Raw genomic sequence first — 15893 nt, forward strand, 5'->3', positions numbered from 1 at the left:
CATGCGCTTATTAAAAAACCAAAAAGGATTTACATTGATCGAAATGCTAATTGTTATGTTGATCATTACAGTTTTAATTGCGATTGCAATACCAAATGTGACAAAACAATCTTCTGCAGTTGAAGAAAAAGGATGCAAAGCATTTGTGCATATAATAACTAATATAAGCACCTTTATAGAGAAGCCTTGCTATGACTGGCTTTCAGAGACAACTATAAATCAGCTATTAATTTCAAGTTACATAATCGAATATTTTAGACAAAAAAATAAAGAAGAAACGAGGATTCAGAGAAAGTTGGTAGCTCTCTTTGAATCATCTAGTAACTGTCACTACACAGAAACTAGAATTTTTCGCTTCTTCTTTGATATATCTATCTTACATCATAGGATAGGTATATTCAAGGGAGATGAGAGGAGTTTTAGCCGTGTATTGCGGTTGAAGCTCCTCTTTTTTGTTTGTCTTGACGAGCAGCCCTTAAGCGTCATTAAAAAACAGGTCAGGTTACTCCGAGCCAATGCAATAAATTCGGATATATCATTCAATAAGCTGTTTCCTATCTCAGTGAATGATGAAAGGCGTGTGCTGCCTTTAAATGCACGGCTGGGAGGTATCGGCTAACATTTATGTTAGGGCAAGCATATCACGCTTAGAAAAGGCTTGTAGAGCTTTCTAATCATATACGGACGATAACAGTATAAGATATGTGAAACGAGAGTTTCGGATTAGATAGGAACACGAGTAACTTCAGATGAAAACAATGACGCTGTTTGAATAGTGTAATCTTTGCTTATTTTTCAAGACATCTGAATCTATTTCATTTGCCTTGAAAAGTAGGCAATAATTACGCCGATTTCTTAGAATTCTTCCAATTCTGTTGTTTAAAAGGCGTTGAAAGTCAACTACATAGACACGAAAGATTAAAGAAATATACCCTGAGGAGGAGAATACACATGGATGAAAGAACAAAAGAAAACATGGAAATGAGTATAACTAGACTGGAAGAAGAGATTAAGCAAGCTAAGGATCAGCTATGGAGAATGTTGCTGAATGGAGAATCTATTGAAAAAGTAGTCAATGTAAAATCTTACATAAGGTATCTTGAGAATGAAAAGAAGAAAACAAGTCATTAAGCAACATAAGGAAATTGTATAGTAAAATTTAACTATACTAAATTGTTTGAAAGTGGTATGTTGATTTATGGGAGGTGAGAGGAAATGGAGAAAAATTTTAAGTCAATGAGTATTAATGAAGAGCCATATAAATTTACAGGAATTTTTACAAAAAGTGGTTCTGAGCTTGTTATATCATTCGATTCAAAATCATATGCGAATGAAATAGGCTCTCTACTTAATAAGCGGGTTATGATTGATAATATCGCCTTCTTTGGAGAAGATGAAACTGCAATACACTATGCTGGAAAGTTCATTATTAAAAGTATTAGAAACAAGGAAGCATTATTAATGAAATTCTAAAATATTTAGAGGTGATTAGATGGATTATGCAGGCGCATATGAAACGCTATTAAATTTTAGACATCTATTGGTAGATGAAAATTTAGAAAATATTAAAAAAGATTATATTCAATTTTCTTCTCATGAAATTGGTAACTCATTCTATAAACTAGTAGAAGAAGGATATATAGAAATTAAAAAAGTAAATGGTAGAAGTCCAGTAATACTTAAAGTCTTAAAGTAAGTTTAATCACTAAATCGGAATGGGAAGTGTAAAATGGAATACATCATTGAAAGAAACTCATCTACAAGAACTGATGATAAAGCTACAGACGTTCAAGCAGCTGGACTCAAAGAGTATGTAAACTACAATGTAAATGAAGAAGGTTATAAGCTTCATTCTATAATTCCTATTCCTAATGGAGATCATTTAGTAGTTTTAGAGCCAGATAATAGTATTGCATACAATGTTTATTATTATGACAATGACTCAGGAAAGATGATTCTTGAGTTTGAAACTGCTGATATGCTTGAACAACTAAAGCTAATCAAAGAAACGGATGAAGTTATAATAGAGAACTCAGAGGGTATTTTTGAGTGTAAATATGTTAAAAGCAGAATTAATATTTTTGATAGTGGATCAATCATTTCTGAAGTATTAGATGTTTTCCTAACGGTAAACAAAGTAGAATAACCATTCCAACATTCTCATTGACTTGAGAGTGTTTTTTATTTGTTCATTTTTAATCCTGTGAGACTGTTAAGACGACTTTGTTATAAAGGTGAATTCTTATTCACTTATCTCGAGTAGAAGCCTTCAGCAATTGATTAGCTATTAAAAATGAGCAACTAACAGGTGATCTAATTGTGAAAAGTATTTTTAACGGAAAAACACGACATAAATGCCTAGAAGTGGGACATAAACTTATGAAGGAACTATTTTAAATTATGATTACGTCAGAAAATGCGACTTTTTTCCACTTCCCACGCCTAGAACAGTAGATACTACTTTTTAAATTAAATGAGTAAAACCATTTAACGGAAAAATGCGACAAAAAGTACAATCTCACGGCTAGAACAGTAGATACTACTTTTTATTTTAAACACAGAAATCCATTACACGGAAATATACGACATTTTATTACCTCTACGACTCTTAAGTAGTAGATACTACTTTTCAAATTGAATTGATCCTATCAACTGGAAATCAAAATAACCATAAAATTTATTTCATGGGGAAAATAAGGTAGTTTGAGATTCGTGAATATTCAATTGTCACAACTTAGACACATTTAAGGAAAAGTTACACGGAAAACGAAAATAGAGCAAATGTTGATTTTAGTAGTGTACAATGGGAAAATTGGTCAAATGGTAAATAATGGTAAAGGCTAGGGAAGTGAGGAGATCTTTTTTTTTCTAAAATAAAATAAAATTATCAAAAGATTTTTTAATCATATGAAACGATTTAAAGCATCATATGTATTTGTAGCTACTAACCCTAATATCCAGCTAAGGCTTCTCTACGATTAACTGAGATTCTTAGAGGCGTACATAAAAGCATATCTAAGAATTGGTTGAAAAATATGGTAAATATTAAGAATAATATAGTAAAATGGTATGAAAAATTATTTAAAATAGTGGTTGATAGAATCGAGTCTCAACCGTATAATGTATATTACATGGATATTTTAATAATAATTTGATGTTTTATTGAAGCGCATGGGCTGATATGAGCCTAGTGCGCTTTTGTTGTTTCATATAATGTAAATAAAATCTTAAAGTGTAAAATAATAGAAAATTAATAATGAAGGTGGATTTTTAGAATGAAAAAATATTATGACTGCTTCAGCACATTACAAAAAGAGTTTTTAGATGCTAATAAAGTATTTCCATTTAAGACTGCTGTACACCATAAGAATTCGAATACAATTTGGGTTTACTTAAAGAATGACAAATTAGATTTATTGCTTAGCGAATGGACGAATAACAGAAATAAGCAAGTCGTATAAGTTGGGGACGAAGTCAAACATCCTTTCACTATATTAGTGAATTGTACTTTGACTTCGTCCCCAAAATAAAAAGGAGAATAGGAGAAAAAAATGAATATCGTGGACACAAAAACATTATCTATTAAAGAAGGTATTGAGCTTTGTATTAAAAATGGTTTACCTGGGGCAGAAGCTCAGCTTGTGAGTTTCACTAAGAATAAGAAACTAGCAACAAATCAAAAAGTTAAGCTGCAAGGCAACTTAGAAAGTCTATTTTATGAAGTATTAATAACTGGTGGCGGTCAGAGTGGAAAATGTATTTTAAACGGTGAAAAAGAGAATCCTACTGAGAGAATCACTGGAAATTCAGCTAATGGAAAAAAGCCTACTGAAGAAGATGAAATCCTTAAAGAATACTTTTTCGCTGAATTAGTTAGAAGAATTGGACACAGAGAAGAAGGCTGGAGCGAAACTTATAATCTTTGGGGTAGAGACTGGATCAATCAGCTTTCTATTTCAGACATGGAATGGGCAAACTTTGAAACCGAGCTTAAGAAAACATTTAGCAATATTGAAAAGTTAAACGAAAATGCTATTAAAGATATTTTTAATAATATTAAAGAAAACTTAAAGAAAAATACTAGAGCATTGGCTATTAAATCTATTGAGCGGTTAGAAAAAGAGAATCGCATTAAGACAGAAATAGAATTCTTTCAGGCAATTGCTAAAGGTTCTTATGTCGAGGCGATGCTTAAAGAAGGAATTGAAGAAGGTGAAATAGTAGATTATCACAATGAGATATCTGAAAAAATGCAAATGAGAATTGCAGCTGAAATCGGTGAAAGGCTTGTGCCATTTGAGATGTCATATAAACGTTATAAGGTTGTTTCTGCTTTCCCTCAGTTTGGTACCCCTGAAGAGAAAGAAGCCCTAAGAGCTATTGGAGAATGGTTAATTGATGAATATAGCGTTGATTATCTATATAACCGGATTAGAATCTATGTTATTGATCCTAGCAGCAAGAAAGATATCTCAAAGAAGGAAGCAGAAACTACTTTTGTTAATCGAATTATTAATAAGGCAAATCAAAGAATGAACAGAAAAGATTATAAAACTACTCATAAATTCCAAAATGCTTTTTATCGTTTATCAATGTTCATGCTACTAGATATTAAGAAGATTGAAGGACTAAAAGAAACTATTCTTAGCGAAAAGAAAAATCTAAATCAAGTATCTTCTGAATGTGTATTTCAATATGCCTTAAAATATGGCGAGAAATATGAAGCGCCAAAAGAAGAGCGTACAGTTTTTGGGTTTGGAGAAGTTAGCTTAGAGGATAAGAAGAAGGAGATTCCAGAAGCTTTGAAAGATGTTGATATTACTAAGTTATTTGATGAGGTTAAGCCTGTAGAAATAAAAAATAAGGAATTAGAGTGGATGAATCGCTTTCCTGCTAATCCTAAGAAGAGAAAAGAAGTTACAAAAACAAAACCTAGTGTATATGTAAAGCCAACTATTACAGGAAATATGATTGATATTGAAGCGATTAAAAACGAAATCGAGCCAGTTAAAGTTGAGAAGCAATATAATCGAATATTTGGATCAACGTTTGTTATTAGAAACGAAAATAAAATAAAGGAGTTTGTCGCAAATGAATAATCTAGTAACTTTTTTGCCACTATTCTTTAAGACATTTAATAAATCTGAGCGAGAATATATTTTAAGAGTATCTGTTAAAGCAGTAGATGAACATAAGCATGAAGATGATTTGATAGATTATACATTTATTAGGCTTGTAGATTCATTTTGTGTATACGCTACCCATAAAATTGATACAGCAGGGAGAATTGAAGCAATGAATTTCAATGAAGAAGAATTAGAAGAATTTAAGTGGGAGCTTCATAGAGCAATCGGAGAGAGGTATTTTGGAAAGCAGATGATTAGCTAATTTTATTTATCAATTTTTAATTTCATACTACGGAAAGTGCAACAAGTCTGCATTTATATTTATGTAGGCGATAAGCCTATAAGATAGTTTTCCTTGTGATAGTTTTCAATTCATTCTTTTTCCTTTTTCTCCTAGTTTTCGAAATTGTAATCATGGGTTAATTTTTGTCATTATTTATTCCTCCATGAAATGCTTAATAGTTATTCCTTCCATTATAGCTATTAAGTCAATTTTTTTGAGAATAAGGAAAATAATTATTCATAAGATACACGATGGAAATATAAATAAAGACGAATGAAAGAGGTGAAATAGTATGAATCATAATGAAGAAGTAAGAAATGAGTTTCAAAATTATCTTAAAGATAACGGAGTTAAAATGGGTTTTGTAGCGAGTGAAATCGGAATTCCCTTAAACTCATTATCCAAGTGGAGAAACTCATATTTTGATTTTCGTATAGATAAATTAATCATGATTAAGAAATACCTTAAAGAAAAAGCAAAGTAAGAGTGGAGAGATAGAGAAGAGAAAAAAGTAAATGGGGTTAATGGGAAATGGTAAAAGTAGAGATTGATAATAAAACATATGGTTCTGAATTATATTCTGATAAAGAAATTGAAGAAATCAAGCAGCAGTTTTTAGAGGATTTATGGGTAATGGAAATTAAAAAATCTCCAATGGGTTATAAATTTCCTGATGGAACTTATGTAAAGCATCAGATGAAGTCTTCAAATGATTGGTTTAATTCTAGGGTTCATAATTCTTGGAAGAAAATTAGGATTAACCGTAAAGCATACGATCAAGCACCTTTACACTTAGATGAATGGCTTGGAGAAGTTGCCATAGCGACTCAAACTATTGTAAGCAGCTTTAAGCCAGAAATTAGTATCAGAGCAAACTACAACTGGGAAGGCATCCTAACAGAAAACTTTAGTAGCTTAAATATATTGTTTGCATATATAAATGTTGGTTTAGATAAATCAATGGCGAGATATGTAAGGTTGCAAGATGAAATTAGAGAAACTACTGAAACTCAATATTTAGCAGACGGATCAAGCTATAAAGCCACTATTTATACTAGTATAGGTGCTCAATCAACTGATGAATTAGTAGAAGGTGCAGATGGAAATCAAGAGCCATTAATGAACCTTTTAGGCGATGAGGCAAGCTTATATTTTGCAGGTGGAAATACTGAGGGAAGTCATTTCATGCAATGGTTTAAAAAGTCTAAGAAACGTATTCTTACTAAGAAACAACTAAAATTCCTTGATGATATGGAAAAAGCGGATCATGAGGGAACTACAAAGAATAGTTATACGATGAATGATAAGGAAGAAATAACAGGAATGTCAGCTTCAGGAGTTAGCAGAATTAAGAGAAATATTTTAGAAAGAACATTGAAAGCCTATGAAAAAGAAAATCCATTAGGAAAGCAAACGAATTTACAACTTAGAAAAGAAAGTGAACTTAAATTTTGGAATGGAGTTATTGACATTATTTATTGTGAAGAAGAGATGATAGACAAGCAAAATCAATTTTTCTCAAATTGGATAGTTGCCAATATGACAAATTCATTCCTATCTGATTTAGTTTATGATAATGATAATTTATCAAGTTCGGACGTATTTAATGTTACTGGCGCAATGTTCAATAAGAATTCAGTTATAGAGGGTAAGACACTGTATAAAATTGTAGGGTTGATTGAGGCAAGATTAAACAAGCTTGAGGAATTTGAAACTACAGTAGTGAAGTTTTACCGCAAAGAATCAGAAAATAATAGATGGAGTCTAAAAAGGCATCAAGCATGGAAACGAAAGAATTTAGCTTTCAAGTATCCTGATAAATATGATTATGATGAGAAGAAAGATAAGTTGATTCAGAAAAAGTCAGTTGATTTAGGAAAGAAAAAATTACACATCGCAAGACGTTTGACGACTTCAGGAGCTTCATATGATGTTATTGCTATGGGAGAGATAGATTAAATTGATAAAGAAGAGTCTTATTTTTTTATTTCATATTAAATAAATTTGTATAGATTAAACCATTATAACAATAACATAAAAGTTGGGAAAAGTAAAAAGAATGAATTGAAATGGGAGAGATAACTGATGAAAAAACTAGAATTGCTTATGAAAATTGATGCTCAGATAGAAAAGTTAAATGAATCAATTGAGAATATGGAAGAAACATTAGAAAGGATTAAAACCGGACTTGATGAAGATCAGCAGAAAGTGAGGTTGATTGTAGATGTACAAGCATAATTTAACTCCTGCTTATCTTACTGATGAGCAGAAGAAGGAAATGTTTAATCTAGAAAATTTAATGAAGAACTAGGGTAACCCAGAAGAGAAAAAGGAGACTGAGGAAATGACGGAGATGGATATTTTAATCGATACATTGATTCAGAAACAAAACAGCATCTTAAATAAAGCACAAATTGTAGACAAAAAAGCCGAGATTTATAAGTTGTCGGAAAAAGGCGATGTCATTGAACAGCTTATAACGGCATATATCGTTATGGAAGAAGAGCTAGATTCATCTATTGAGAGCTTTGAGAAAACTGAAGAGGCTGTTAAAAATGCTTGGACAAAGATTAAGAATCAAACTTTAGAAGCGTGGGAATCAATCAGTCAGAAATATGAGGAAGTTGAAGAAACTGAGAGACAAGCTAAGTTAGATGAAAAATTAGATCGGCTAGAGCTTCAGAAAGATGATTTTGATAGTGACCTATCTTTTGTAGAGTTAGAAATTAGCTTCTATGAGCCTAGTGGTGACTACACGATTGACTACTCAATTGAAGAAAGCAACAACGTTAATAGAGGTGGAAAGATGATTTTCAACCCATTTAGCTCTAATAAAACTGTTTTAGCATCCAAAGCAACTAAACTGATTGGAAAGTATAAAGAAGAATTACACGGTGGAGAGAAAATTGAGTATAAGGGTTTCATGTAAATGAAAAATATTAAGAAGAAACTAGCAGCAGGATATTTGTCTTGCTGCATCCGTTTTTATTGCATATTAGAAGACTTAAAAAGATGAAAAGTAGACAGGAGAAATTGAAATGGCAATTGCTACAGTAAAAAAGAATGGATATATGATTGAGGACTTAAAGAATATTAAAAATAGATTGCTTCAGTCTGAAATGAATGAGGCCGAAAAGAAAGAGCTTAAAAATGTGCTGCTAAATGTAATTGATGATGTTAAAGCGAGTGATCCAGAGTTTAAAGTGAAATTCTTTACTTATTCTAACAATGGACATCATGAAACATATTTAAACTACGCTGATATGTATTTAAACAAATTATATAGTGACATTGAGAATGTTATTAGCCGATTGAAAATGGGAAATATGAACGGCTCTTATATAGCTTCAATTTTAGATAAGATAATTCAGACTAATTTATATATGGATAGCATTCAAAAGTACATTGATGAAACAAGCCATTTGCAAGAAGGTAATTATGAAATGGGTATTCTGAAGATGGGCGACAGAATAGCAGGAGAATATACAATTTTAGATAGCTTAGATTGAGAAAATTTAAATTGGAGTGGAGAGACTTATGATGAAAACTAATAATGTCGAAGGTAAGAAATATACGCTTACTGAAATTGAGAAAAAAGAAATGGAATTAAAAAAAGCTGATCCATTTGAATATTGGCTTAAATATGAAGGATTTGGAAAACTGGGAGGAGGGAAATAATATGGGATTCTTAGAAGTTTTGACAATTATATTTGTGGTATTACAGCTAACTGGAGTTATTGCTTGGAGTTGGTGGTTAGTGTTTTTACCATTAATTATTGCTGTAGGGATTTATGTAGTTTGGTTACTGATTATTTTGATTGCTGCTAAAATAAGTCAGAAAGAATTAGATAAGCATTTTAAAATCAAATGAAAAAGTGACGATTAAAGAACCGTCACAAGCAAATTTCTATAAATTCTTTCCCTAAGGGTGTAACAGTAAGCGTTCCATTTTTTGATTTAAATTCATGATCATCAGCGAAATATTCTTTTTTAAGATAATGAAAAAGACTACTAGTTCTATATACTTCATAATAACTGTCAGTGGTTAGCCACTGTTCAAATGAGTGTGTAAGGAGTCCTAATCTGATTAAGTTCGAAATCGAGGAAGAATCTTTTTCTGAGATTGTTTTATTAATTAAATCAGACGAAAAAACTAATGGTCTAACGATATTGAAAGAAGAATCTGTTCTACTTTGAGAAATATACATCGCTATAGGATAAGTATGAGTAGTTTTAAAAAGAGAGATATTTTTTGCGTCAAGTGGTGAGAGTTGCTTAATTATTTCTACAAAAGAGTGATGTACATTTTCAGATTTAGTTTTATCCATAGAAGCAGCTATAACTTTAGCGAACATCTTTCTTAGTTTTTCTTCTTCAATGTAATATTTTGAAGCTTCTAATGCAGGTCCAACAATGCTCATTTGTGGTTCTTGTAGGTTTTCTTCAGGGATATTTAATAGCATACTACCTAAGATGCTTCTATAATGATTAATATTGTATTCATTTTCTATTCTTTTCTTGTCTGCCATTTGAGTAATGGGATTGAAAACTAAATACCAAAGATCATCAACAGTTTGTAATTGCGCTTTTGCACCTTTGCCAGCAACAAAAGAAGCTAATGCAGTTCCAGCAGTTATTAAATCCATAATTACACCTCCATTATTTAGTGCATTTCTTTATATAAATCATACCATTAAATAAGTAAATAGTTGTATCGAAATAATAACTTTAATGACAAGCATTTCCTTTTAATCTAGAATTAGGTTGAAGGGTGGGATGATAATGGAAGAACATGAATTAAGAAGACTGCTTACTCATAACGTTCATGGTGCAAAGCGTGAATTAAAAAAACTATCTGATGAGTGGGAAAAAGCACTCCGAAGAGATGTAAAAGTAAATCAAACTGATGTCAATGAGTTTAATGAAGTGGCTGGCAAGGTTAATGATCTGGCAACTAAATTTGAAACTGCTTTTATAAAATATGAGGAAGAAAAGGAAAAGTTTAAGGAGAAGCAGAAAATGAAATCTCATGAGTTTAATATCGAATCATTCACGGTTTTAAAGGAGTTATTTCAAGAAATAAAAGCTATTGATGATGTATCAATAGACTATTTTGAAGCAAATGCTGAGTATTTGAATACAGATATTGATATTGAAAATGTAATTCGGAAAATGGAAGAGTTCCTAGAGATTTTAAAAAAATAAGTTGAAGTTAGTCGTATCTTAATTGATATGGCTTTTTCTTATGTTGATTTTAGATGAATGCTACATAAAAAAATATCAGTAGGAAAGGAGTTGAAAATAGAGATGGAAAATGATATTGGACTAAACAAAGAGGCTAAGACTACTAAGGAGAAATATGGATTGAATGAAAGGCAACTTACTTTCTGTGAATTATATTTACAAAATGGCAATGCCACGAAAAGCTATATGATATCGTATGAAACCGATAATACAAATACAGCTGCTGTGAATGGAAGCAACTTATTGAAGAAAGAAAATATTACTAAGATGATAGCTGATGGCAAGAAAAAACTTCTTTCTCAGAATCGAATTCTTAGTGAAGAAGATATTTTAAAGTTTTGGTCTACCACAGTTTCAAACCCTGAATACAAGATTAATGACAGAATGAAAGCCAGCGAACTCCTAGCCAAGAATAAAGGCATGTTAAACGATAAGATTGATATAACTCACGATGTTGAAATTAACTTAGGCTTTGATCCAGCAGCATTAATAGAATCATCTACAAATCAAATCATTGAACAGAAGAATAAAGCGATTAAGCATGATGATTATTATGAAGCTGATTATGATGATGTAAATGAAGATTAATATTTGAATGTGCGAATTTGTATATTTTCATACATGTGAAACATTGACTTAAAGCCTTTTATAGATTATGATTGATTCAACGTATTAAAACGTACTGAATATGAATGAAATCATACATTCGAAGGGGCTGTTTTCAATGGCAAATAAAACAAAGTATAACGTTCAACCAATTAGAACAATTGCAGAAATTGAAGAAATCAAACGGGATTTAAAGCGTATCGGAGATATGAACGGAAGAAATAGCGGAGATCGTGACAGATTCTTATTTACCTTTGGTATTAATACAGGGTTGAGAATCAGTGATATTGTTTCATTGAAAGTTAAAGATGTTCTCAATAAAGTTTATATTGAATTGATTGAGCAAAAGACGCAGAAGAAAAGAATGCTTGATTTAATTGGAATTAGTGAAGAAATCAACGCATATTGTAAAGGGAAATCACTAGATGATTATTTATTCCCTAGCAGAAAAGGTAGTAGCCATATATCTACGACACAGGCTTATAGAATCCTTACTAATGAGTTGTTAGGTAGAGAAGATTTGGGTACACATTCAATGCGAAAAACGTACGGCTACCATGTTTACAAAGCTACATTCGATATTCTAGGATTGATGGAAGACTTTGGACATGCTACTCAGGGAATCACGAAAAAATATATTGGTATTACTGAAGAGGAAAGACGTATTAGCAGAAAAGGATTTAAACTTTAAATTAAATAAGCAGCACAATCAGAATCATTCCAGAAAGTGGAGTGGTTCTTTTTTTGCTGCAAATAAAACTATATGAAATCAAATGGAGGAATTAATAATGACAAGAGTACATGAACACATTATCTATAAAGCTGAGAACAAAGTTACAGGAGAGATTTACATTGGAGCTACTAAGGCAACATTGAAAAGCAGAAAGTATTCACATGAACATAAGGCTGCTAAGAATCCTATTGGTAAGCTTCATCAATCCATTGCAGAACATGGGAAAGAAAACTTTGAATGGGAAGTTATAGACTCAGCAGATAATAAAGAAGATGCTCTATTACTTGAAGGCGTTTATATTAACCAATATCTTTCATACTACACTGGATTGAATGGTAATAAATATGGCAAACAAGGATTGTCAGGTAGAAGACATTCAGAGGAAGCTAAGAGCATGATGAGAGAGAAGAAGTTAGGAGTCTCTAAATCAGATAAGCATAAATTAAATATGAGTAAGTCGGCAATAGGTAAGCATGTAGGCGAGTTATCAGGTATGGCAAAGCTTACTGAAAAAGATGTGAGAGAGATTAGAAGATTACTGAAGGCAACTAAATTAACACTACAAGATATTGCTAACTTTTTTGATGTAAGTCATTCAACAATCTCAAGTATTAAACACTGTAGAACATGGAAACATGTAGCTTAATCTGATTCAAGTTTAGATCTTCATCTAATTAGTTGAGGCTCTAAATTTACATATACTTTGCATATCACATCTAACAGGAGGAATGAAGCTAATGTTTATCTACTCAATTACAAATCAGCAGAATCAAAAGAAATATATTGGCATCAGTCTCTATCCAGTGGATGTGAGAAAGCAGTATCATGCAACTCATCAGGATCAACTTAAATCATTGTTACAATCAACAGCTCACTCTAGCGTTCATAGTATTGATAGCTTTTCTAAGCTTGCTCAGGCTTTCATAGAGTACGATATGAATCAGTTTACATGGGAACGACTAGAGAGCTGTGAGAATATCAGAGAGCTTTGTAAACGTCAGCAATATTACATTACACTTTACGATTCATTTGAGAATGGCTACAACAATATTCCAGGAGTTAAAGATATATCTGTATTTGAAATTGATGATACTCCAATTGTATATGCTGAGAATGATGGACGCTTTACTCCAGAAAAAACTAGAGGAACAGCTAACGTTAATTCTAAATTAACATTTGAAAATGTTCAGCAGATTAAGAAGCTACTATCTGAAAGAGTATTATCACAATCTAAAATAGCTAAGAAGTTTAATGTTTCTAGACCAACAATCACATATATTAATAAAGGAATTTCCTATATTGAAGATGAGTATACTTCTGATTCAACTAGTCAGCCTCAATCAATCGCAAGTGGAAGAGCAACAGGTTTCACTCCAGAACAAATTGAGAATATCAATAATCATATCCTAGCTGGTCAGCATACAAAGAAAGAACTACAAGAGATCCTAAACTTATCTGAGCATAAACTTAAGACTTTCATTAAGAAGCTTAAAGATGCTGGTCACACTATCAAATTTAAGAAATCGAATCCAGCGTTAACAGATGAACAAGCTAGAGAAATTAAGCTACTAATTCAATCCGGTTCTATGTCACAGAATGCAATAGCTGAGCAATATGCTGTTTCAAAGACTGTCATTCATTCAATTCGTAAAGGTGAGACATATCAGCATATAGTCATATGAAACATTAATCTGAAAATAATTTCCATAAATAAACTTGCTTTCTTTTCTAATCATGCTAATATGTATTTAAGACATATAACGTTTAACATTATTATATGTTTTATAAATGTATAAGTTTTATAATTGATTTAAAAGAATACAAACTAAAATTGGATAGGGGAAATGATTATTATGACAGCAACTATGACGACAACTAAAGAGGTTTCAACTCACGGAACAATGAGCATTCAATTTGCAGTAAATGGTATGACTTCAGAGGAATTTGCTTTGAAATTCAGTGATACAATTACTGAGCAAATGAATATAGCTATGAAGAGTTTAACTGGTGAATCAGTCGAGCTAGAAATTTTCGGACATGACATTAATCAGCTAGAAACATTCGTAGACGATGAATTTTAATAATACTAACTTAGGGGGAATGGAAAATGTTTAAGAAGATGGCAGCAAGCTATAATGCAGATATGGACGCAGCAAGCAAGAAGACAGCGGATAAGGCTCACGAGAAGTATAAAGAACGGGTGGAGGATTTGCTTTTACCCGCAGAGCAGTTAATTGGCATCTACGGCTTAGCATTTGAATTTTGCTTTGTCACAAGTGAGCGGCTAGTTTTTAATGATAATACGGCAGTAGCTAAGAAGAGAATCACATCAGTTTTCTTAAAACATATTCAAGGAATTTCAATGGATAGCGGAATGCTATTAGGAGATGTTGAAATTTCTACTTCTCGCAATAGCTACAATATCAATCTTGTAGATAAAGGAGTTTGCAAACTCTTCTACAATGATCTGATTTTAGCTATGCGAAACGTTCAATAAATTACACACATTATAATAGGAAGAAACTCAAGTCACTTCATTAATTTGAAGTGGCTTTTTTGTGTTCTTTTTTAATAGGGAGATATTAGATGGCAAAAGTAAAATTAAATTTAGATCGTTCATTCTTTAATGAAAAATACATTCCCTACTTAGTATCAGATGCTAGGTACAATGTTTTCTTAGGTTCAGCAGGATCGGGGAAAAGTCATTTTGTCGCTCATAAACTAATAATTGATTTATTAAAAGATAAGAAAAAGCTGTTAGTTGTTCGGCAAACTTTCTCATCAATTAAAGATTCTGTATTCACTGAGATTACTGAAGCGTTAAGAGGTATGCAGATATTAGATTTAATCAAAGTATCTAAGACGACTCATAAGATGGAATTTCCGAATGGTTCTCAGATTGTATTTAAAGGAGCGGATGAGGAAACTAAACTGCTGAGTATTTCAGGCTTTGATTTATGTTGGATTGAAGAAGCTTCAGAATTAAGCAAAGAAATCTTTAATCAGCTGGAGTTAAGACTGAGAGGGAAAGGGCATAAGAAGCAGTTTTATCTTACATTTAACCCAGTCAGCAATTTATCATGGCTTAAAGCTGAGTTTTTTGATAATCCTAAGCCTGATACATCGGTATGTCATTCAACTTATAAAGATAATCGCTTCCTAGATCAAGCCTACATTAACAATATTCTCGATATGAAGGAAAGAAACCCTGAAAAGTATCGGGTATTCGGGTTAGGTTTATGGGGACATAGTGGAAAGCGTGTATTCGATAACTTTAAAATAGAGGATTTCAATTATAAGTTATTGCTTAAAAATAATCCTAATTTACAATCTGCTATAGGTATGGATTTTGGTTACATTGCGGATGCTTCCACATTAATTTGCTCTCTGGTCGATGTTCCGAATAGAAAAATATACATTTTTGATGAACTATATGAAAAAGGCTTATTAAATAATGAGCTTGCTGCAAGGGTTCATGAAAAAGGTTACAGCAAAGAAATCATTATTGCTGATAGTGCTGAGCAAAAGAGTATTGCAGAGATTAAAGGCTATGGAATCAATAGAATCAAGCCAGCTAAAAAGGGTGCTGGTTCAATCATGAATGGTATCGGATTCATTCAGCAGTTTGATATTATGGTGCATCCTTCCTGTATCCATGTGATTGATGAGCTAGAGAATTACAGCTTTAAGAAGGATAAGGCTACAGGGCAGTATTTAAATCAGCCAGTAGATAACTATAATCACTTGATTGATGCTCTCAGATATAGCCTAGAGCGGTTTAATAGTAAGAATAAGATTAAATTTATGAGTAAGTCGGTATTTGGTATTTAATATCTAATTAATTTCTGTTTTTCATAATCAGTTTATCTGTTAGGATAAATAGAAAAGCGAGGATTATAAA

General features: G+C 31.9%; 23 protein-coding genes. 22 read left to right on the plus strand and 1 reads right to left on the minus strand.

Annotated elements, in window-relative coordinates:
- The first annotated feature begins 1 nt into the window (after nucleotide 1).
- The 14 genes from MLE13_RS05410 to MLE13_RS05475 all read left to right on the plus strand — a co-directional run bounded on the left by MLE13_RS05410 (nucleotide 2) and on the right by MLE13_RS05475 (nucleotide 9280).
- Complete coding sequence (locus tag MLE13_RS05410; protein WP_240748419.1) at nucleotides 2–619, plus strand: competence type IV pilus major pilin ComGC; 618 nt, start codon at nucleotides 2–4, stop codon at nucleotides 617–619.
- A gap of 332 nt (nucleotides 620–951) precedes the next feature.
- Nucleotides 952–1131 carry a hypothetical protein gene (locus MLE13_RS05415; protein WP_149456250.1) on the plus strand — a complete coding sequence of 60 codons (180 nt, stop codon included), beginning with the start codon at nucleotides 952–954 and terminating at the stop codon, nucleotides 1129–1131.
- 84 nt (nucleotides 1132–1215) lie between these two features.
- Entirely contained in the window at nucleotides 1216–1473 is a 258-nt protein-coding gene (locus tag MLE13_RS05420) for a hypothetical protein (protein ID WP_149456249.1), read from the plus strand.
- Between the two features lie 19 nt (nucleotides 1474–1492).
- Nucleotides 1493–1696: a hypothetical protein gene (locus tag MLE13_RS05425; protein WP_149456248.1), complete on the plus strand. Its 204-nt coding sequence runs from the start codon at nucleotides 1493–1495 to the stop codon at nucleotides 1694–1696.
- Nucleotides 1697–1729: 33 nt separating this feature from the next.
- Entirely contained in the window at nucleotides 1730–2146 is a 417-nt protein-coding gene (locus MLE13_RS05430; protein ID WP_240748421.1) for a hypothetical protein, read from the plus strand.
- Between the two features lie 1405 nt (nucleotides 2147–3551).
- Nucleotides 3552–5099, plus strand: coding sequence for a hypothetical protein (locus MLE13_RS05435; protein WP_240748423.1), 1548 nt, complete (start codon nucleotides 3552–3554; stop codon nucleotides 5097–5099).
- Nucleotides 5092–5388 (plus strand): hypothetical protein, encoded by a 297-nt coding sequence (locus MLE13_RS05440; RefSeq protein ID WP_240748424.1) that lies wholly within the window; start codon nucleotides 5092–5094, stop codon nucleotides 5386–5388. The genes MLE13_RS05435 and MLE13_RS05440 overlap by 8 nt, the downstream gene beginning before the upstream one ends.
- A 313-nt stretch (nucleotides 5389–5701) precedes the next feature.
- Nucleotides 5702–5893: a hypothetical protein gene (locus tag MLE13_RS05445; RefSeq protein ID WP_240748426.1), complete on the plus strand. Its 192-nt coding sequence runs from the start codon at nucleotides 5702–5704 to the stop codon at nucleotides 5891–5893.
- 47 nt (nucleotides 5894–5940) lie between these two features.
- Nucleotides 5941–7368, plus strand: a complete 1428-nt coding sequence (locus MLE13_RS05450; RefSeq protein ID WP_240748428.1) for a hypothetical protein — start codon at nucleotides 5941–5943, stop codon at nucleotides 7366–7368.
- Between the two features lie 126 nt (nucleotides 7369–7494).
- Entirely contained in the window at nucleotides 7495–7647 is a 153-nt protein-coding gene (locus MLE13_RS05455) for a hypothetical protein (RefSeq protein WP_240748430.1), read from the plus strand.
- Between the two features lie 106 nt (nucleotides 7648–7753).
- Nucleotides 7754–8338: a hypothetical protein gene (locus MLE13_RS05460; RefSeq protein WP_240748432.1), complete on the plus strand. Its 585-nt coding sequence runs from the start codon at nucleotides 7754–7756 to the stop codon at nucleotides 8336–8338.
- A 109-nt stretch (nucleotides 8339–8447) separates the two neighbouring features.
- A complete protein-coding gene (locus MLE13_RS05465; protein ID WP_240748433.1) occupies nucleotides 8448–8918 on the plus strand; it encodes a hypothetical protein in 471 nt (156 codons plus the stop codon).
- Nucleotides 8919–8949: 31 nt separating this feature from the next.
- Nucleotides 8950–9087 (plus strand): hypothetical protein, encoded by a 138-nt coding sequence (locus MLE13_RS05470; protein ID WP_240748435.1) that lies wholly within the window; start codon nucleotides 8950–8952, stop codon nucleotides 9085–9087.
- A 1-nt stretch (nucleotide 9088) separates the two neighbouring features.
- The gene (locus tag MLE13_RS05475; RefSeq protein ID WP_240748437.1) at nucleotides 9089–9280 is read left to right on the plus strand and encodes a hypothetical protein; all 192 of its coding nucleotides are present in this window, start codon (nucleotides 9089–9091) and stop codon (nucleotides 9278–9280) included.
- Between the two features lie 22 nt (nucleotides 9281–9302).
- Here MLE13_RS05475 and MLE13_RS05480 read toward each other — a convergent pair whose 3' ends face one another.
- Complete coding sequence (locus tag MLE13_RS05480) at nucleotides 9303–10055, minus strand: DUF4393 domain-containing protein (protein WP_240748439.1); 753 nt, start codon at nucleotides 10053–10055, stop codon at nucleotides 9303–9305.
- A gap of 136 nt (nucleotides 10056–10191) precedes the next feature.
- Between MLE13_RS05480 and MLE13_RS05485 the strand changes: the two genes are divergently transcribed.
- The 8 genes from MLE13_RS05485 to MLE13_RS05520 all read left to right on the plus strand — a co-directional run bounded on the left by MLE13_RS05485 (nucleotide 10192) and on the right by MLE13_RS05520 (nucleotide 15823).
- Nucleotides 10192–10614: a hypothetical protein gene (locus MLE13_RS05485; protein WP_240748441.1), complete on the plus strand. Its 423-nt coding sequence runs from the start codon at nucleotides 10192–10194 to the stop codon at nucleotides 10612–10614.
- A gap of 102 nt (nucleotides 10615–10716) precedes the next feature.
- Nucleotides 10717–11241 carry a terminase small subunit gene (locus MLE13_RS05490; RefSeq protein WP_240748443.1) on the plus strand — a complete coding sequence of 175 codons (525 nt, stop codon included), beginning with the start codon at nucleotides 10717–10719 and terminating at the stop codon, nucleotides 11239–11241.
- A gap of 136 nt (nucleotides 11242–11377) precedes the next feature.
- Nucleotides 11378–11950 carry a tyrosine-type recombinase/integrase gene (locus MLE13_RS05495; RefSeq protein WP_240748445.1) on the plus strand — a complete coding sequence of 191 codons (573 nt, stop codon included), beginning with the start codon at nucleotides 11378–11380 and terminating at the stop codon, nucleotides 11948–11950.
- 97 nt (nucleotides 11951–12047) lie between these two features.
- Entirely contained in the window at nucleotides 12048–12638 is a 591-nt protein-coding gene (locus tag MLE13_RS05500; protein WP_240748446.1) for a GIY-YIG nuclease family protein, read from the plus strand.
- Between the two features lie 91 nt (nucleotides 12639–12729).
- Nucleotides 12730–13674 (plus strand): hypothetical protein, encoded by a 945-nt coding sequence (locus tag MLE13_RS05505; RefSeq protein WP_240748447.1) that lies wholly within the window; start codon nucleotides 12730–12732, stop codon nucleotides 13672–13674.
- A 171-nt stretch (nucleotides 13675–13845) separates the two neighbouring features.
- Nucleotides 13846–14073 carry a hypothetical protein gene (locus MLE13_RS05510; protein WP_240748448.1) on the plus strand — a complete coding sequence of 76 codons (228 nt, stop codon included), beginning with the start codon at nucleotides 13846–13848 and terminating at the stop codon, nucleotides 14071–14073.
- A gap of 26 nt (nucleotides 14074–14099) precedes the next feature.
- Nucleotides 14100–14489, plus strand: a complete 390-nt coding sequence (locus MLE13_RS05515; protein WP_240748449.1) for a PH domain-containing protein — start codon at nucleotides 14100–14102, stop codon at nucleotides 14487–14489.
- Between the two features lie 89 nt (nucleotides 14490–14578).
- Nucleotides 14579–15823, plus strand: coding sequence for a PBSX family phage terminase large subunit (locus tag MLE13_RS05520; protein WP_240748450.1), 1245 nt, complete (start codon nucleotides 14579–14581; stop codon nucleotides 15821–15823).
- The last annotated feature ends 70 nt before the right edge of the window (nucleotides 15824–15893 follow it).

It is taken from the genome of Planococcus halocryophilus (assembly GCF_022489025.1).
GTDB lineage: Bacteria > Bacillota > Bacilli > Bacillales_A > Planococcaceae > Planococcus > Planococcus halocryophilus_A.